Here is an 18797-nt window from a genome sequence, read left to right on the forward strand (position 1 = left end):
TTACCCCAACCGCCCCACTCATGGTTCGGGCGACGATTGATAAACCATTCGGTCCATTTAGCAGCCATTTCTCACCCTCCTTGTTCGGGAACGCCCGGTGCGTTCCCCCGGTATCGGCGAGCGCCCACCGCCAGAAATTCACGCAGATTTGTCAAACACGTTCCGAATGCCGCGGAGCAGGCGGCAGCACACGATGACAGCGGCCTGACCTGCAGTGGCATCGCCGCAGCGGGCCACCGCAGCCTTCAGACAGGATCAACCCGGCCCCGGTCGCACCGCACGAGTCGATGCGATCCCTGCCGACGGATCTCGATCCAGATAATGCCGGTACCCGGTGCTCAGCCCAGCCCGGTCATACCCGCCACCCTCCAGTCATCGATCGCCCCCTCCGGCGTATCTCGACGATCGGGCGGGTGGTCGATCACGGCCCGCCGCCCGCGTCGACGACGCGCGACATTGACCGGTCCACGGTGCTCCGCGGCCGGGGTGCGCACCTCGGCCTCGGAGCACAGGTTGTGGAGCTCTCAGCCGACCCGACGGGTGGGGCGCACACCCGGCCGAAGTGGTAGAGGGCGACACGGAACAGGCGTCCGGCGTCGTACCCGCCCTCAGCCACCTATCCGGTCGAGCGCGTCCTGGGCCGCCGAGATGTGCATGAGCGCCTCGGCGAGCGCCGCCGCGGCGAGCCCACCGGCCGGTGGGCCGCCGGCTCCGCCCCGCGAGCGCAACTCGGCGGCGGCCTCCCCCAGCAACTCGTAGGCCCGATCCCGTGACACCTCGAACTCGGCCAGGTCTTCCGGACTCATCGACCAGCTCGCGCCATCCTGCGTGGACATGGCGAGGGGTACCCACGGCCCGGGTGTACGGCCGCGGTCCTTCCGGCGGGTTCTCCCCCGGCATCTCGCGGGGTGGCCCCATCGATGCGTGCTTCGCCGCGGCCGACGATGGACCGCGACGACACAGCCAGGCACCGCATCAGCCAGGACGGCCGCGATGAACTACCAGATCACTGCGTACTGGTTCTGCACACCGTGCGAGGTCGAAGGCCGAGACCCCGAGCACGACCTGAGCTGCTGGAACTGCGGCGGCGCGGTCACGGTCACCGCGCGGCCCGTGGTGCCGCAGCCGCCCCCCGGGCTGCTCACCGAGACCCCGCGGTGACATCACCCGGCGCCCGGGCCCGGCCCGGAACCCGCCCCCGCGCCCGTTGCCCGGGTGGCCGGTCTCACCACTCGGGTTTGCTCCACCAGGCCTCGACATCGTCCGACTCCGTCGACGCGGGCTCCGGCGGGGCCGGTTCGGTGGCGCGATGCCGACCCTCCTGCAAGCCCCGCTGGTAGGTCGCCAGTCGCTCACGCACGCGGTCCGGCACCCGCTCCCCGGGGCCGGTCTCCGGACGCACCCCCTGGGCCCGCGGCGGCGGGACGAGCTGGGTGCCCGGTCGCCGGCGGGGCAGGCCACTCGCCGTCATCGGCCCGGTCTCCGGGCTGGCCGCGCGCGCGTTCGCGGCACGCCACTCCGCGTCGTGCGGCGTCTCCCAGTCGAGCGGCTCACCCGAGCCGGAACCCTTGTCGCCCGACGTGTCCCGGCCGTCATCCTCGCGGAACCACGCCGAGGCGATGGCCTCGAAGATGGGTGTGCCCACGGGATCGTCAGCAGGCGCGTCGCGCCGGTCCAGCAGCGAGCCGAAGAGGTCGTCCGCCGGCGACACCGCGGGTCCGAGGCGACCGGCCGGCGTGCGCATCGCCGGTTCCGGATCGGCCGCCGGCCGGAGCCCACCGAGGGACCACAGCCCCGCGTCGCGGCGGACGTCGGCCGGGCGGGCGGTGCCGGCGCGGTCGCGCGGGGCGGCGGACGGCGCGGCCTCGGTGAGGCTCATCAGCGCCCGTGGACAGTGCAGGCTCGCGACGAGACCGGTCTCCGGATCGACGCCGCCGAGCGGGTGCTGCAGGCGGATCGCGGTGCCGGAGCGCTGGGCGAGCCGCTCGGCCACGGCCGGGCCGGCGCGGCGAGGGCCCCGATCGGCGTCCTCCTCGTCGACGGCGTCGGTGGTCACCTCGACGGTCATGGCACCGTCGCCGGCCACACGGCTCACGACGTCGATCCGGGCACCGGTCCGGGACACCGACAGCGCGTGGTCCAGCACCTCGGCCAGCAGGTGCCGCAGCTCGCCGGCGGCCCGCGGGACGAGGGTGGCCGACGGCGCGGGCCGGAGCTCGACGCGCCACGGCTCCTGGGCCGCGGCGACGGCGTCGCTCAGGACGTCGGAGACGGTCCGCGGCCCATCGCGCCCGAATCCGGGGTCGGCTCCGCACAACAGCAGCAGCCCCTCGCTGTCGTGCCGCAGCTGTCGGGTGGCCTCCAGCAGCTCGGCCAGGCCGGCCGCCTCCTCGGGGTGCTGCTCGGCGGCCTGGAGCCGGCCGAGCAGCTCCAGCTGGCGCTCCAGCCGGCGCTGCAGGCGCAGCGCCACGTGGGCCACCGGATCCTCCGCGTTCCGCGGGGAGCTCGGGAACGCGGACGCCGTCCGGCCGGTCGCCGGTCCGGACGCGACCTGCGGGACCCACCCGGCGAGTCCCCCACCGATCGAGCGTTGCATCTCGGGGCTGAAGCTGCTCTCGCCCAAAAGCCAGTCCTCCCGAACGGGTCCTCACGATCCCCTGCACGGCCCGAGCCGGACCACGGGGACGCGTTCGTCGTGTCTAAGGACCGCGCTCGGTGTCCTCGCGACGGGACAGTACCTCGCGTGGTGGCGAATTCTCGCGCGGCTGTCGCGGGGCCCACGGAGTGGTCGGTCCCGTGCGACGGACGGGAGTTCACCCCATCGGCTGGGATCGACGGGTTCCCCGAGTGGCAGCGGAGCCGCGGTGAACTGCCTGCTGTCCCCGCGCTCAGGCACCCACCCCGGTGCGGACCACCAGCCGCGTGGGGCCGTGGAACACGAGGTCCTCGGCGTAGCACACCGGCTCCTCGCCCGGCGCCAGGCCGGGCAGCCCGCGCAGCAGGGCCGTCATGCCGATCTCGGCTTCGAGGCGGGCGAGCCCGGCACCGAGACAGTAGTGGATCCCCATCCCGAAGCCGCAGTGCCGGCCGGTGTTGCGGCGGATGTCGAGCCTGTCGGGGTCCGGGAACCGCAGCGGGTCCCGGTTGGCCGAGCCGAGCACGAGGACGACCTTGCTCCCCCGGGGGACGGGGCGGTCCGCGATCACCTCGTCCCGGTACGCCCAGCGAGTGATCATCTGCACCGGGGAGTCGTAGCGGATCAGCTCCCCCACCGCGTTCGTCATGAGCTGCGGGGTCGTGCGCAGCTCCTCGAGGGCGTCGGGGTGGGCCAGCAGCGCGAGCACCGACTTGGAGATCAGGTTGGTGGTGGTCTCGTGGCCGGCGGTGAGCAGATGGATGCACGTCCCGACGATCTCCTCGTCGGTCAACGGGTCGCCGCCGTCCCCGGACCACACCAGCAAGGACGTCACATCGTCCACCGGATGCCGGCGCCGCTGCCGCACCTCACCCCGGAAGTAGTCGTCGAGCTGACGGGCCGCGGCGTCCGCCGCCGCGTACCGACCCGGACCGCCACCGGCCCGGGAGCTGTTGGCCTCCTGCAACGCGACCGCGCAGTCCCGGACCCACCCGCGGTGCTCGCCCGCCACCCCCAGCAGCTCCGAGACCACGAGAATCGGCAGCGGAGCCGCGTAGTCCGCGACCAGGTCGGCGTGCGACGCGGTGCGCATGTCGGCGAGCAGCGCGTCGGCGATCTCCACGATGCGTGGCCGCAGGTCGTTGACCACCTTGGCCGAGAACTGCTTGACGACCAGGGATCGCAGCCGGGTGTGCCGTGGCGGGTCGAGGAAGACCAGCCAGTTGTCGACCACCTCCCGCAGCACCTGGTAGTCGGCCGGCACCACCGGGGCCGCCGCCGCCAGTCCGGACCGGGCCACCGTCGCGCTGCGCCCGTAGTGCCGGCTCGACAGCACCCGGGCCACGTCGTCGTAGCGGAACACGTAGAAGGTGTCCGGGGAACCCGGCGCGGCGGCCGGAACCGCGTGGACCGGGTCGACCTCGCGAAAGCGCCGGTAGACGGGGTAGGGATCGGCGATGTCCTCGGGGCGGGTGATGGCGAACTGCACGGTGCCGCGCTGTGTCATCGGTTCTCCTGCGCAGGTCGGTGGGCGAGATCGCGGACGTACTCGGCGTAGAACGAGAACATCCCGGTGACCCGGTCGGGCACGGCCTCGCACTTGCGGGCGGCCTCGGCGAGGTGCTGGAACCGCAGCGCCACCGACTGCATGGCGATATCGGGCCGGGCGGTGAACCGCGGCTCGCCCTCCAGTTCGAACGACGGCCCGGCGGTCTTGCCCCGCCGCCCCGACGGCATGGTCACCAGCAGCTCGGCCAGCGGGCTCATCATCCCGGTCATCACGTCGATGGCCGTGTTCATGAGCGCGGAGCGCCGCAGGCTCGCATCCGGGGTCTGCCCGAAGTGCTGGACCATCAGCTGGAACATCAGGAAGTAGGACCGGTTGAACAGACCCATCACCGCCCGCGCCTGCGGGTCGGTGACGGTTTCGGTGTTGGGATCACCCTCGTGCAGCGTCGGGTTCCGCGGAACGGGATAGGCTGGCGACCAGCGCCGGCGCCCGGTGCCCGCCTGCTGCTCGGCGGTCAGCGCTTCCGAGATCCGCAGGAACATGTCGTAGTGCGATGAACCGGCCGACGGGACCGTGGTCAGCTTGTTGCCCTCGCCCTGCTCGGTGACGAGGTCGACGGCGAACAGCGCGCTGGACAGATCGTCGACCTCCAGCTGGTAGTCGGGGTGGACTGCGTTGACGGACCGCCGCAGGAACAGGTGGTGCTCGCCGCCGCCCCGTCCCTTCTGCACCATGAACACATCGGGGACGCGCTGCAGCCCCTCGCGGATGTCGGCGTACAACTCGCTGAGCGAGCCCCAGGACCGCGCCGGTTCCGTGGCGGCCGGGACCTCCGGCCCCGGGTCACGGCGGATCTCGCCGATCTCGGCCTCCGGACGCTCGATGGCGATGAACCGCTGCACGCTGCCGAGCCCGAGCGGTTCCAGGGCGAAGTCCATCGGGATCGGCAGGGTGGCGTTGACGGTGCCGAAGTCGACCACCGGGACGTGGAACGGCTCACCCATCGCCATGATGATGTTGTTGACGACCAGGAAATGGATCATCTCCTCGCGGGCGATGCTCAGCAGGTCGCCCCGCAGGCCACCGGCCGTGGTCTCGCCGCCGTCGCCGCAGGCCAGGCGCAGCTGCTCCGGTGTCCACAGCCCGCGCCGCACGTGTTCGCAGCCGGCGCCGTAGGTCGGGATCGAGTATGCGGCGTAGAGGTACTGCAGCATCACCGTGAGCTCGACCGTCGCCGCCCACTTCAGCGCGGCCCACAGCTCGCCGCGGCGGGTGATCCCGCCGCCGGTCCGCCGGACCGACGGCACGACGACCGGGATGTCGGTGACCGCCTGCTGTGCGCGCAGGAAGCTCAGCAGCAACCGCGCCTTCGGTTCCGACATGTCCCGGCTGGGCGGCATGTAGTAGGTCTTCGTCTTGTTGCGCGGGTCGCACATCTGCCAGATGAGGCGGGCGTAGGTCCTGGCCTTGCAGCCGTCCGCGAGGCTGAACACCTCCGCTTTCATGAACGAGTAGAGCAGCTCGTAGTAGGCGAAGACCTCCCGGTAGACCAGCTCGAAGCTCGCGTCCTGCACGGTCAGCCCGTCGAGATGCCAGTCGTCGGGGAGCACCCGCACGGCCATCGAGCCGGCGCCGGCCCAGTAGCCCAGGGCGTCCTCGTCGTCGTAGGCCGCCGCGGCCGATCCCGGCACGGACCCGTCACACGGGACGTCGTCGGCGTGCGCGGTGAGCTGTATCCGGGTCGCCCCGGCCCGCGCGCCGCGGACCGTGAAGCACCCGCGGCCGTGGTCGTCCGTGCCGAGGGTGCAGGCCGGGGCCCAACCGCCGGATTCCTCCCGGCGTCCGCCGTGCAGCTGCACGATGTCGATGTCCCCGCAGCGCGCCGCCGTCGCCGCCGGATCCAGTGGGCGGGACCGCGGATTGGGGAACTGACGGACGTACACGGTGTCCACCGGGGCCGGCCGGCCGCGGACGAAGGACCGGACGGCCACCTCGGCGGCGTGGTCGTCGCCGCGCACCCGGTCCGGATGCTCGAGGAACACGCACGCGTCGTCGACCTGGAGGTTGATCTCCTCCTCGGCCAGCAGCACCTCGCGCGCCGCTGCCGCCACCCGGCCCACCAGGCACAGGGCCTCGTCCTCGACGGCGCTGCCGGGCAGCTCGGCGGGCACGGTCACGACGCCGCTCGTCAGGTCGTAGCCGGCACCGCGGTACACCGCGGCGGGGATCGTGGCGACGAGCCGGTCCGTGCGCGCGGTGCGCAACTCCAGATCGCCGGCGTCGAACCGCGGGCCCAGCGCCGGGGTCGGGCCCGGCCCGGCGCGAGCCGCCCGGCGCGGCACCGGCACCGCAGTGATCATGTTCAGGGTCGCCCGCTCGGCGTCGACCGCGACGGTGAGGTTGTGCAGTCCGCCGCGCCGGCCCCGCGGTGGGGTGAGCAGCCGCCCGGCCGGGTAGGTCCGCAGCTCGTCCGCCCGCCAGGGCGCGACCGTGCCCCGCACATCCCACAGGTCGGGCGTGTCGGCCACCACCGGGGCGGCCATGTTGCTCAGCGCGAACTGCACCACCAGCCCGTCCGCCGCGCCGTCGACCGCCGAGCGCAGCAGCCGGGTGACCGGGGACACCTCCGACTCCGGCAGCCAGCTCAGCCCCTCGTCCCGGGTCACCACGAACTGGTGCACGACGGAACGGCGCATCTGCGCCGCCAGGACGTGCTCCCCGACGTCGGCGATGTGCTCGAGGTTGTGCCATCGCGGCGGCGCCGTGCCGGTCACCTCGCCCATCAGCATGTAGCCGGTGTCGTGCGAGCGACCGTCCCGCCCGAAGCCGAACTGCCCGACCATGATCGTGGTGGTCCAGTTCGACGTCGGGTCGACGTCGAACACCCGTGCGCGGTTGACGGTGGTCGCCAGGTACTCGTTGTAGTGGCCCCACATGTCGACCGCCCGGCCGACGACGGGGTCCGCGACGTCCGGCCCGGCCGGGCCCTCGGCGCTCACGATCCGGGCGTCGACCCAGAAGTGGCCGTTGCCGCCGAAGTTCCAGCCCTTGGACGCGCTGAACGCGCCGTCGGGGTCGGGTCGGCCCGCGTCGTCGTACCGGGGTCCGCGCCGGTCGAGATAGGCGTGGTACTCCGCGACCGGCCGGTCGACCGGGAACGGGCCGTCGTCGGTGAGCGCCTGGTTGGTGGCCAGGTCCAGCAGCCCGCTGCGGGGCCCGGTCGGGAGCCGGGTGACGGCCGTCCCGCGGAAGTGCAGCCGCGGCAGCTCGAGAACGCTCATGGTCGTCGCTCCACGGTCGCCCCGTAGCGGGTCCTCGCCGTGCGCTGCCGGGACTCCTGCGCGACGACCTGGCCCACCGCGTCGATCGCCGACTCGATCGCCCCGTCGATCCAGGCCGGTGAGGACGAGCAGTGCTCTCCCGCGAAGAACAGCGTGTGCTGCGGCCGGGTGACGCGACGGCGCTCCTCGTCGATCGCCGCCTCGTCCTTGCCCCACCGGACGGCACAGCCACCGCCTGTCCACCTGTGCCGGCCCCAGGCGACACTCATGGCGTTCAGCACCATGCCGGGACGAAGCAGCGCGGGATGCATCTCGCCGAGTTCGGTGAGGACGTAGGCGTACCGGGCGGCGGGCGGCAGCCGGCCGATGAGGTCGGCGTCGTCGCCGATGGTGTAGCTGGCCAGCAGGACCGCGCCGAGCGCCGGGTCGCCGTCGACGGACGGGTAGTAGGTCTGCCGGATCCGCCCGTCACTGGACGAGGCGCCACCCATGATCCCTTCGCTCTCCCAGAACGGCTCGCGGCAATGGAAGGCCACCTTCGTGGCGGGCACGTACTGGACGTCGCGGATGATGTCGAGTTTGTCCTTGCTGAACCCCTTGAGCTCCATCCGGCGCAGCGCCGGGAACGGCACGGTGCACACCACGTAGTCGCTGTTGCGGGTGACGATCCGGGTGCCCTCCCGGATCCGGATCCGCACGCCGTCCGCGCGGACGTCCAGACCCACCACCTCGCGGCCCCGGAGGATGGGTCCACGGACCCGGCGCGAAAGCCGCTCGACGATCCGGCTCATGCCACCGCGAACCCGCACCAGCTCGGGACTCGTCTCGGTCAGGATGTCGTCGAGGAAGCTGCGCAGATCGCCGCTGCACGCCGTCTGCAGGTGTGGATACGCGGCGAAGACCGCGTGCAGGTCGACGTGCGCGGCGGTGCCGCCCTCGATGTGGGGCCGCAGGTCGATCCGGTCGGCCGCGTCCAGCAGTTGCAGGCTGAGGTCGTGGCGCAGGCCCTCCCGCTGCGCGGGCGGGGCGATCGCGTTCACGACGAGGCCCAGCTGCGCGCCGAAGAGCATGGTCTCTTCGCGGTAGCCCTTGTGGGCCAGCCGGTGGCGCAGGCACTCCAGCAGCACCGGGGGTGCGTCGCGCAGGCGCACGTAGCCGGTGGGTTTGCCGAGGAAGGCGTTCTCGTCCGACAGCAGGGTCTTGAACGGGCGTACCTCGTCGGCAAGCCCGAGCCGGTCGATGTATCCCATGGTGTGGCTGTGCTTGGTCGGGATGCGCATCGCGCCCAGCTCGGCCACCGGTGCCTCCGCATCGGCGCCGAAGCGGTGGCTGTAGATCCGGCCACCGAGGCGGCGGCTGCCCTCCAGGACCTCCACCGGGTAGCCCAGCCGCTCCAGCTCGTACGCGGCCACCAGTCCGGCGATCCCCGCTCCGATGATGGTGACCGTGGCCTTCGCCCCACGGCCGTTCGCAGTGCCGGTGATCGGCGGCAGGTCCGCCTCGGCGGTCAGGCGCTGCCCGGCCGAACGAGTCGCGTCACGGCTGCGGTGGTGCTCCGGCAACACCGCTTCGGCCGATGAAGTTGCGTTGGTCATCGCACGTCCCCCCGTCGTGTGGGTGGTGCACATCTGTGTCTGCGCCGGTCCCGCCGGGCGAATCCGGTCGTGCCGCGCCGCGCCGGCGGAGGATCAGCGGAGGTCCGGGGCCAGGAGGAACGTGGACAGGTAGTCGCGCAGCAGGTCGACGCGGCCGAGCGGCGCCACCAGGCCCACGTACCCGTCCGGCCGGACCAGCGCGATCTCGTCCGCCCGCCCCAGCTGCCGTGCGGCCGCCGGGGCCGCGGTGACGGGGAGCACCACCACCGGTGCCGGGCACGGCGCACAGGCATCGCGCAGCGCCTGCACGGTCGCGGCATCCGCCCGGGCCGACGACAGCAGCAGGGTCCACCGGTCGTAGCCGAGGAGGTCGTGCAGCCGCACGGCCCCGTCGGCGACGGCCGGCGGGGCCGCCGGGACGACGGTCACGTCGGGGACCCGGTCGCCTGCCCGGAGGCCGGGCACGAACCCGCGGGTCCGCTGCCACGACAGCGGGCCCTTGCGGTGGTTGCGGCCGAAGTCGCTCATCATCCACTCCCCCCGGCGCTGGAAGCCCGCGGATGTCAGGGCGACCCGCAGGACGGCGCTGCGCACGCGGTGGCCCAGCGGCGGCAGCAGCGCCTCCATGATGTTGAACCGCATGTCGCGGATGACCCTGAACGCGAGTGCCCGCTGCTCGGCCGAGTAGGAGTCCAGCACGGCGTCGTCGGCCTGCCCGCGGTGCACCGCGGCGATCTTCCAGGCCAGATTGTGTGCGCCGAGGATGCCGACGTTCATGCCGTGCCCGCCGATGGGCGCCCAGGAGTGGGCCGCGTCGCCGGCCAGGAGCACGCGCCCGCTGCGCAGCCTGGCGGCCACCCGGTCGGCGAACCGCGCCCGGCTGAGCCACACCGGCTCGGTGAGCTTGAGCTGCAGGTCGGGAAGGCACGCCGCCTCCGCGACCACGTCGCGCAGCTCGTCGAGGGTCGGTGCGTCCGTCCGCCCCGGATCGACGTCGTCGCGCACGCAGAAGATCCGGTAGCCACCGGCCGGTGTCGGGAAGGCAATCACCGATCGGTGCGGGGCGAGGAAGAAGTAGCCCTGACCCGGCTCGTCGCTGTGCGGCCACGACGGCGTCACGTTGCCCTGCACCACCTGCATGTTGGCCCGGTTCTTCCCCTCGAACGGGATGCCGAGCCGTTCCCGGATCGTGCTGCGGATGCCGTCGCACCCGACCACCCAGGCCGCGCTGAGCCGCTCGGTGTCTCCGGTGGGCAGTCGAAGCGACATCTCGACCCGGTCGGAGTACACCCGCATGTCCGTCGCCCTGGTCCGCCATTCCACGGTGGCGCCGTGCTCGGCCAGGTGTTCGGCGAGCAGCCGCTCGATGTCGTGTTGCTCGATGGTCATGGCGCGCGGGTAGCGGGACTCCAGCCGGCCGACCTGGAACGCGCCCAGGTGGCGACCCCGGTCGTAGATGTCGGCGCCCTGCATCTGATAGGCGTTGCGTTGCAGGGTTTCGCCCACGCCGAGGGAACCGAGTGCCTCCCCGGCCCGCGGGAACAGCACGTCCGCGCGGGGTTCGCGATCGGTCCCGGGATCCTTGTCCACGATCCGCACCGTCAGGCCCAGCCGCCGCAGCGCGATCGCGATGGTCAGCCCCACCGGTCCGGCACCGACGACGAGGACGTCGATGTCGTTGTTCATGTTCCACCTCCGCAGAGAACGTGTGTGGCCGACGCGATCACGGGAACTGTTCGGCCGGCGGGCGGGCCGCCCCTTTTCCGCATGAGCCGAAAACAACCGCGATCCGGTCGCCGCCTATGCCGGGACGACCTCGATCACATTCAGCGTCGATTTCGTGTCCGCGATGCGGTCCAACCGCAGACCGGCCGCACCCAGGAGCCCGACGTATTCCTCCTCGGTACGTTCCCGGCCCCCGTACACGAACAACATGGCCAGGTCGAGAAACTTGCTGGGATGGGGCGTGTCACCGGTCGGCACCACCCATTCGATGAGCAGCAGCCGGCCGTCGCGGCCCATCGCGCGCCGGCAGTTCGACAGCAGGACGACGGCGTCGTCGTCGGCCCAGTTGTGCACGACGCCCTTCAGCATGTACACGTCGGCACCGGGCGGGACCTCGTCGAGGAAGTCGCCGCTGACGAAACTGCAGCGATCGCCGAATCCGGCTGCCGCGAGTTGTTTGTGGGCCGCGTCGGCCACGTAGGGCTGATCGAAGACCACACCGGTCACATCGGGGTTGGCGCGCAGGATCCCGGTGAGGAAGCTTCCGTCGCCGCCACCGACGTCGACGATCTGCCGCGCACCCTGGAAGCCGTAGGCCGCGGCCAGCTTCGCGCCCATCAACCGGCTGTGCTGGGCCATCGCGTCCTGGAAGACGGCCGCGTGCTCGGGGTGATGGTCCAGGTGGTCGAACAGCGGCTCGCCGAAGACCTGAGGGGTCGTCGCGGTGCCCGTCCGCACGCTGTGCATGGCCCCGGCGTAGACACCGTTGAACAGGCCCTGGAACTGCACCCACGCCCGCAGCGACTGCGGATGGTCCGCACGCAGATGCTCGCCGACCGGCGTCAGCCCGAACCGGCCCGGCTCGACCTCGGTGAACACCCCGGCACCGGCGAGCGCGCGGAGCAGCCGGTAGAGCGCGCCGGGATGGGTCGAGGTGGCCGCCGCCAGGTCCTCCGCCGTGCGGGGCCCGTCACCGAGCAGGTCGGCGACCCCCAGCTCGGCCGCGAGCTGAACGGTCCGCGCCGGACCGAGACCTTCTGACAGTTGCAGCAGCCGGAAGGCGTCGTCGCTGCCCCGCTGCTCGTGACCCTGTGCCATTACCGATTCCCCGCCCTGTCGTGTTCCGCGTTCGCGGATCGGTGTCGCGCCGGGATCCATCAGGCGACCGCATCGGCAGTTCCTGATTTCCCACCGTGCAATGCACCCCGCGCATCCACCGGCTCGTGAACGCTGAGGACGTTCTCAGCATCACCGGCCCCGGCAACGATGTCGTCCGATCCGGGCATGACAACCCGCTTCCACAACGACACCAGCGGCGACTCATACAAAGGTATGACGTCGCGTGGGCGCGCCATTCCCGGGCGCGGTCGGCCGGGAATGACCGGACAGCACGAGGCGCCGTCTGGCGAACGGACAACGACGGGAACGAGGCCGGCGGGCTCAGCGACTGGCCACCCGGCGGTACCGCGACACCGTGAGCGGCGCGAACAGCGCGATGATCGCGACCGACGACAGCACCGCGTAGAGCACCGGACGCTCCCCCGGCCAGCCGCCGGGTGGCGGGAACCCGGGCGGCGCCGTGCTGGCGAACAACTCGCGGCTCGTGTCGGCCACGGCGGTCACCGGGTTCCACTCGGCGATCACCCTGATCGCGGCGGGCATGTTCCCGGTGGGGACGAACACCGAGGAGATGAACGTGACGGGGAACAGCCACATCAACCCCGCGCTCTGGGCCACCTCCACCGTGCGGCACAGCAGACCGACGAAACTGCCGACCCAGGACATCGCGAAGGCGAACAGGAGCAGCACCGCGTAGGCGGACACGGCGCCGCCCACTCCACCGTGGATCCGCCAGCCGGCCATCAGGCCGGTCACGCTCATGACGATGAGGGTCACCCCGTTGACGCTGAGGTCGGAGGTGGTCCTGCCGAGGATCACGGCGAGCCGCGACATCGGCAGCGAGCGGAACCGGTCGATGATGCCCTTGGTCAGATCGCTGGCCACCGCCATCGTCGTGAACGCGGCGTTCATCGCCACGACCTGGGCGAAGATGCCGCAGACGAGGAACTCGCGGTACGCGTCCCCACCCAGGCTGCCTGCGAACACGTAGGCGAACAGCAGCAGGAACATCACCGGCTGCCCGATGGAGCCCAGCAGCAGATCCGGCATCCGCCGGATGTTCCTCAGGTTCCGCCAGGTGATGACGCTGCTGTCGCGGAGCACCGAACCCGGTGCCGTCACCGGGGTCACCGGCCCGCTCCCGTCGTCGGCGCCGGCTCGCGGTGCGGGTTCTCGGCGGCGCGCCCGGTCAGCGCCAGGAACACGTCGTCCAGCGTGGGCCGGTGCAGCCCGACGTCCTGCACCGCGATGTTCTGCAGGTCGAGCCGGCGCAGTGCCTCGATCAGTGACTTCGCCCCCTCGTCGACGACGACGCCGACGCGGCAGGCCGCCGCGTCGACGACGGGTTCCCCGGCGCCGACCTCGGCGAGCGCACGGGCCACCTCGGACAGGTACGCGGCGTCGTCGATGACCATCTCCAGCCGCTCGGCGCCGACCTGGTCCTTCAGCGCGTCGGGCGTCCCGCGGGCGATCACCCGTCCGCGGTCGATCACCGCGATGGCGTCCGCCAACCGGTCGGCCTCCTCGAGGTACTGGGTGGTCAGCAGCACGCCGGCGCCGTCGGTGATCAGTTCCCCGATCACCTCCCAGGTCTCCATCCGGCCGCGGGGATCCAGCCCGGTGGTGGGCTCGTCGAGGATGACGACTTCCGGTCTCGCGACCAGCGCACCCGCCAGGTCGAGTCGCCGGCGCATCCCTCCGGAGTACGTCTTCGCGGGCCGCTCCGCGGCGTCGTCCAGACCGAAGCGGGTCAGCAGCCCACGGGCCCGGTCGCGGGCCTCACGCCGGCGCATTCCGTAGAGCCGGGCCACCATGTAGAGGTTCTCGAACCCGCTCAGGTTCTCGTCGACGGCGGCGTACTGGCCGGACAGCCCGATCCTGCGGCGCACCCCGTGCGGGTCGGTCCGCACGTCCACTCCGGCGACCCGCGCCCGGCCGGCGTCCGGCTTCAGCAGCGTGGCGAGGATGCGGACGGTCGTCGTCTTGCCTGCGCCGTTGGGACCGAGCAGGCCCAGTACGGCGCCCTTGGGGATCTGCAGGTCGATCCCGGCGAGTGCACGGGTGGACCGGAACGTCTTGACCAGCCCCTCGGCCTCGACCGCGGGTGTGGACATCTCGACTCCTCTGCTGAGGCCGGGCCCCGATTCCACGGCGCGCAGCGGTGCGGCGACGCCATTGCACATGCGGATCGCCACCGCATTGCATACTGCGCCGGATGGGCCCATATTCCTCTCAGCATCACCCGGCCCACCGGTGATGTCGTCCACTCCCGGCATGACACACCGGTACCGCGAGAATCGCAGCGTCTGCTCACGCAAACGCATGAGGCGGCCCCGGTCCGACGGTCCTCGCGACCGCCTGCAGCCCACGAACCGCACCGACCCCGAGTGAGCAACGTGGAGCGCGCCGCTCACGCCACCCGCAGCGGCCTGTACCGCACGTCCGATTATCGGCCCCGCCCGTTATCACATCTCCTCCGTTCGCACAACAGCCGAAAGGTGGGGCACACCGTAGGTCACTGATCCCGTCCGGCCTTCGCCCGTGTGGCTCAGAAATCCGGGTCGCGAAAAGCTCAATACCCTCCTGCACGTGGGCAATAGCCATACGAGAGCGCGGCCAGTACTCTTCCTCGCGGACGTCTTAAGGGGGGCATAGAGACGTGCGAATATTTCGTCGCCCATCGATTGGGCCTCTTTTACGCATGCGGTATCTCACTGTCATTGCAACGAAGGGGTAATCGATGGGGCTGCTGCGAGACCGCCGGCCCGAAACGGGGCGCCTGCACCCGGATCCGGAGAACGCGGACGCGCTCCGCGGGCTGCTGCACGACCTCGGCCGCGACCTGGTGACCCTGCTCTACGTCGTCGAGTCGATGCGCGATGCCGAACTGGACGACGTGACCTGCAACCGCATCGATCTGCTCGAGCACGAACTGGAGCGCGTGGTCGCGATGGTGCACCTCACCGATACGACGAGACCGGATCCCGGCGTCGTCTCGGTGCGCCCGTTGCTGGAACAGATCACCTCGCTCACCACGGTCTCGGCGCAGACGCAGGTGAGCCTCTCGTCCGCCGACGACCTGCGGATGCGGATCGACGAGACGGTGCTGTGGAGGATGGTGTCGAACCTCGTTGACAACGCCGTTCGTGCCGCCGGTCCGCGAGGCCGGGTGGAGGTGACCGCGACCGGGGGCCCGGACGTGGTCATCGAGGTCGCCGACAACGGTCCGGGCTTCGGCCGAGGACGAGCCGGGACCGCCGGACTCGGCCTGGACATCGTCGCCGGGCTCGTGCAGGGCTGCGGTGGCAGCCTCCGCATGCGCGAGGCGCAACCCCGTGGCACCCGCGCGCAACTGCTGTTCCCCGGTACGGGCATCGCCGCCGACGGCCGCTCCCCGGTAGGTGGGCGATGACCGATCTGGTGATCGGCGACGACCACACCCTGTTCGGTGAGGCGCTGGCCAAGGTGCTGAGCGCCCATGCCCTCGACGTCCAGGCGGTGGCCAACACCCTGCCCGGTGTCCTCGACGCCGTACGGGCGCACCAGCCGGAGGTGTGCCTCCTGGACCGGCACTTCGTCGAAGGGGACGCGGTCGAGATGATCCCGGAGATCATCAGCAGCAGCGCGGGCACCCGGGTGATGATCCTGACCGCCGACGCCGACGTCAGTGGAGTGATGCGGGCCCTGCAGTTCGGGGCCCAGGGATACGTGCACAAGGCCTCCGGATTCCGCGTGCTGCTCGATGCGATCGGGCGGATCATGGATGACGACAGCGTCGTGGTGGAGATCCCGGGCCAGCAGGCCTCGCGCCCGTCGCCGGAGCTCGCCGACGCACGCCGGCTCTACGCCTCGCTCACCGCTCGGGAGCGCGAGTGCCTCGGACTGATCGCGGAGGGGCTGGGGACCCGTGCGATGGCCCGGCGGCTCGGCGTCTCGGACACCACCGCACGCACGCATTCGCAGCGGTTGCTCAGCAAGCTCGGCGTGCACTCGCGGCTGGAGGCCGCGTCGTTCGCCGTGCGCTACTCCCTGCTGGACACGCGGCCCGCCGGCGGGCCGGCTCCGCCGTACGCCCGCCGGGCGTGAGGGACGACGCCTGAGCGCCGAGCGCGGCACCCGAAGCGGCGGGCCGCGGGCGAGGTGCGCTGCATCCCTCGGCGGTGCCCACCAGTGCCTCCCGGCCCACGGGCCCGGGACCGCAGGCCGGTCGCCACGGCCCGAACGGCTGTGCCGCGCTCCCGTCGTTCGGCGCAGAGTCGGGGCATGCCCATCAGAGTCGTCCTGCTCGACGATCATGAGATCGTCCGCCGCGACATCGCCCAACTACTGGAGACCGAGGACGACGACGCGCTCTCCCCCAGGAACAGCGCATCCTCAACCTGATCGCCGACGGGGGGTACAGGGCATGGCTCGCCCGGCCTGAGCGCGGCCGTCGCCCGGGCCCGGCGTCTGCGGCCGCACCGTCGCCACCCCGGCCGCACCGGTCGCAGCCGATGCCGTAGAAGGTGGGGCATGACCGATGCGATCAGAGCCGAGACGATCACCATGACCGGCCACGGCGGCGACGAGATCGAGGCCTATCTCGCGCGCCCGCTCGACACACCCACCCACGGCGGTGTCGTGGTGATCCACCACATGCCCGGGTACGACCGGGCGACCAAGGAGATGGTCCGCACGTTCGCGGTCCACGGGTTCGCCGCGCTGTGCCCGAACCTCTACTCGCGGGAGGCACCCGGAGCCGACCCGGACGATGCCGCGGCCGCCGTGCGCGCCGCGGGCGGGGTTCCCGACGAGCGGCTGGTCGGCGACGTCGACGGCGCCGCCCGGTACCTCAGGGCGCTCGACCGCGCGAACGGCAAGATCGGCGTGATCGGGCACTGCTCCGGCGGACGGCAGACGTTCCTCGCCGCCTGTTCGCTGCAGGTCGACGCCGCGGTCGACTGTTACGGCGCGTTCATCGTCAACGACCCGCCCCCGGGGGTGCCGGCCTCGATGCGGCCGATCCTGGCCCTGGCGCCTCAGCTGTCCTGCCCGCTGCTCGGACTGTTCGGCGAGGACGACCAGAACCCGGCGCCCGCCGAGACGGCCGCGCTGTCCGCCGAACTGGACCGGCTCGGCAAGCCTCACGAGTTCCACACCTATCCCGGGGCCGGCCACTCCTTCTTCGCCGTGGACCGGGTGGCCTACCGGCCCGAGGCCGCCGTCGACGGCTGGAACAAGATCCTCGGGTTCTTCCGCGAGCACCTCGGCGCGTGAGGGAGCAGACCATGTGCACCTACCTGACCGAGAAGATCGGCATCGACGGCAGCGGCAAGGGCGCGCAGGGCTGGTTCGGGCTGCGCGAGGCCACCGTCTACGTGGACCATCCGGTGCACGCCCAGTTCGGGCACACCGTGAACATCGACTTCCTGAACCCCGGCCAGGGGCCCTCCGCACGGGTCGCGGTCGAGCTGACCGAGGAGGCCGCGCTCGCCCTCGCCGAGGCCATTCAGCGGGCCATCGCCTCCGCCCCGCCGGGGCTCGCCTCGGTGCATCAGGCGCGCTAGCGTCGACCGCGTCGCCGGTGGCGGTGTCGCACCGGCGACGCGCACCCAGGTCATCCATCCCCGCCGGGAGGAGACAGCGGTGACCCGCGACGCCCGGGCCGCGTGCGCCGCGAGCTTCGGCGCCCCCGCCGCGCTGGTCCAGTACCTGGACGGCCACGGCTTCGGCACCAACCTCGCCTGCACCTGACGCCTGGTCAGTCCGGCGGGCGCGGGTCGCGGTCGGCGCGGGCCCGGGTCGGCTCGGCACGACCGGCGGCCAGGCCGTCGGTCGCGGGCAGCGGCGGCGGCGCTCCTTCGCGGTCGGTCGGCCTGCGGTCCCGCGGCCGGCTGGGCGGAATCGGCGGCACCGGAAGCCGCCGGCCGCCCGACCACAACGCGGGCGGGGCGTCGGTGATCCGGGCGAGCGCGACGGCCGCCTGTTCGTAGTTGACCCGCCAGCCGCGGAAGTGGGACCACGCCTCGGCCGCGCTGCGCTCGACCGGGAAACCGCTGGACTCGATGTAGGCGACGGCGTCGTCGAAGTCGCGCCGGGTCAGCTGCAACGGGTCGTCGGGTTTCGGGTCGTCGTTCACCGGGATGCGCAGGGTGCCGGCGATCTCGCGCAGACTGCGGTAGCCCATCCGCAGGCACAGCCGCGCCTCGCTCGGCGCCCGGCCGGGGGCGAGCGCCAGGTACAGCGCCGCGGAATCCATCACCGCGAGCAGCCCGACCACCCAGGAGCGCAGCGGACGCGGCGACCGGAAGTAGACGAGCACCGGGTAGTTGGTGTGGCTCTCCGCCACGTCGGCGGCGAAGATCTCCCACTGGGCGTAGAGGTCGGCCAGGCTGTCGGTGATGCCGACGAGCTGGTGGCGCACCAGCACCTCCGGGCCCCAGCTGGGCACCCCGGCGCGGCTGGCCAGCACCGTCACCAGCGTCTCGCGCCGGTTGTAGGACGAGTACAGGGCCGGCAGGTACCCGATCTGCAGCGCGACGACGATCAACCCGGACGCGGCGGCGGCGAGGGTGACCCCGAGCTGGGCCGTGGTGGGGGTCGCGAAGCCGAGGGTGAACAGCGACGAGCCGGCATCGCGCAGGGCGAGCGCGGACTCGGCGCCGGCTGCGGCGAACAACAGGACGAAGCCGATGAAGAACAACAGCAACCAGCCCAGCAGGAAGCCCAGCAGGGTCACCGCGCCCCGGGCGGCGAGCACCGCGTCGGTTCGGCCGTAGTCCCGGCTCAGCGAGGCGAACACCATGAACGGCGTCCGCACGGCACGGCTGATCCCCCGGGTGATCATCGGGATCTTGCCGCGCGGCACCACCAGGGTGACCAGGACGCTCCACCAGGTGGCCAGGACCAGCAGGCCACCGGCGAGCCCTTCCGCGATGTGCAGGACGAGCACG

15 protein-coding genes are annotated in these 18797 nt (G+C 72.0%); 5 read left to right on the top strand and 10 right to left on the bottom strand.

Annotation, left to right across the window (positions count from 1 at the left end; translation table 11 throughout):
• Positions 1–608 precede the first annotated feature (608 nt).
• Entirely contained in the window at positions 609–836 is a 228-nt protein-coding gene (locus tag HF526_RS22060) for a hypothetical protein (protein ID WP_169383454.1), read from the bottom strand.
• Between the two features lie 157 nt (positions 837–993).
• Here HF526_RS22060 and HF526_RS22065 point away from each other — a divergent pair, with 157 nt between their 5' ends.
• Complete coding sequence (locus HF526_RS22065) at positions 994–1161, top strand: hypothetical protein (RefSeq protein ID WP_169383455.1); 168 nt, start codon at positions 994–996, stop codon at positions 1159–1161.
• 64 nt (positions 1162–1225) lie between these two features.
• On the opposite strand, the gene HF526_RS22070 is transcribed toward HF526_RS22065, so the two are convergent.
• From HF526_RS22070 to HF526_RS22105, 8 genes are all read right to left on the bottom strand, one after another.
• Positions 1226–2623, bottom strand: coding sequence for a chromosomal replication initiator protein DnaA (locus HF526_RS22070; RefSeq protein ID WP_169383456.1), 1398 nt, complete (start codon positions 2621–2623; stop codon positions 1226–1228).
• Positions 2624–2888: 265 nt separating this feature from the next.
• Positions 2889–4142 carry a cytochrome P450 gene (locus HF526_RS22075; protein WP_169383457.1) on the bottom strand — a complete coding sequence of 418 codons (1254 nt, stop codon included), beginning with the start codon at positions 4140–4142 and terminating at the stop codon, positions 2889–2891.
• The gene (locus tag HF526_RS22080; protein WP_169383458.1) at positions 4139–7426 is read right to left on the bottom strand and encodes a ferritin-like domain-containing protein; all 3288 of its coding nucleotides are present in this window, start codon (positions 7424–7426) and stop codon (positions 4139–4141) included. The genes HF526_RS22075 and HF526_RS22080 overlap by 4 nt, the downstream gene beginning before the upstream one ends.
• On the bottom strand, positions 7423–9021 hold the full coding sequence (locus HF526_RS22085; RefSeq protein ID WP_169383459.1) for a flavin monoamine oxidase family protein: 1599 nt from the start codon (positions 9019–9021) through the stop codon (positions 7423–7425). Before HF526_RS22085 ends, HF526_RS22080 begins: the two co-directional genes overlap by 4 nt.
• A 93-nt stretch (positions 9022–9114) precedes the next feature.
• Positions 9115–10707 (bottom strand): FAD-dependent monooxygenase, encoded by a 1593-nt coding sequence (locus HF526_RS22090; RefSeq protein WP_169383460.1) that lies wholly within the window; start codon positions 10705–10707, stop codon positions 9115–9117.
• Between the two features lie 114 nt (positions 10708–10821).
• Complete coding sequence (locus HF526_RS22095) at positions 10822–11844, bottom strand: acetylserotonin O-methyltransferase (protein WP_239029001.1); 1023 nt, start codon at positions 11842–11844, stop codon at positions 10822–10824.
• A gap of 342 nt (positions 11845–12186) precedes the next feature.
• Positions 12187–12987, bottom strand: a complete 801-nt coding sequence (locus HF526_RS22100) for an ABC transporter permease (RefSeq protein ID WP_420821649.1) — start codon at positions 12985–12987, stop codon at positions 12187–12189.
• A gap of 5 nt (positions 12988–12992) precedes the next feature.
• Entirely contained in the window at positions 12993–13979 is a 987-nt protein-coding gene (locus tag HF526_RS22105; protein ID WP_169383461.1) for an ATP-binding cassette domain-containing protein, read from the bottom strand.
• Positions 13980–14605: 626 nt separating this feature from the next.
• On the opposite strand from HF526_RS22105, the gene HF526_RS22110 reads away from it, so the two are divergent.
• The 4 genes from HF526_RS22110 to HF526_RS22130 all read left to right on the top strand — a co-directional run bounded on the left by HF526_RS22110 (position 14606) and on the right by HF526_RS22130 (position 17411).
• Positions 14606–15277 carry a sensor histidine kinase gene (locus tag HF526_RS22110; RefSeq protein ID WP_169383462.1) on the top strand — a complete coding sequence of 224 codons (672 nt, stop codon included), beginning with the start codon at positions 14606–14608 and terminating at the stop codon, positions 15275–15277.
• A complete protein-coding gene (locus HF526_RS22115; protein ID WP_169383463.1) occupies positions 15274–15951 on the top strand; it encodes a LuxR C-terminal-related transcriptional regulator in 678 nt (225 codons plus the stop codon). Before HF526_RS22110 ends, HF526_RS22115 begins: the two co-directional genes overlap by 4 nt.
• A gap of 426 nt (positions 15952–16377) precedes the next feature.
• On the top strand, positions 16378–17121 hold the full coding sequence (locus HF526_RS22125; protein ID WP_169383464.1) for a dienelactone hydrolase family protein: 744 nt from the start codon (positions 16378–16380) through the stop codon (positions 17119–17121).
• Positions 17122–17132: 11 nt separating this feature from the next.
• A complete protein-coding gene (locus HF526_RS22130; RefSeq protein WP_169383465.1) occupies positions 17133–17411 on the top strand; it encodes a DUF6295 family protein in 279 nt (92 codons plus the stop codon).
• Positions 17412–17605: 194 nt separating this feature from the next.
• Here the strand turns inward: HF526_RS22130 and HF526_RS22135 are convergent, their stop codons facing one another.
• A complete protein-coding gene (locus tag HF526_RS22135) occupies positions 17606–18796 on the bottom strand; it encodes a hypothetical protein (protein WP_211177631.1) in 1191 nt (396 codons plus the stop codon).
• Position 18797: the final 1 nt, after the last annotated feature.

This window comes from Pseudonocardia acidicola, assembly GCF_012911935.1.
Lineage (GTDB): Bacteria > Actinomycetota > Actinomycetes > Mycobacteriales > Pseudonocardiaceae > Pseudonocardia > Pseudonocardia acidicola.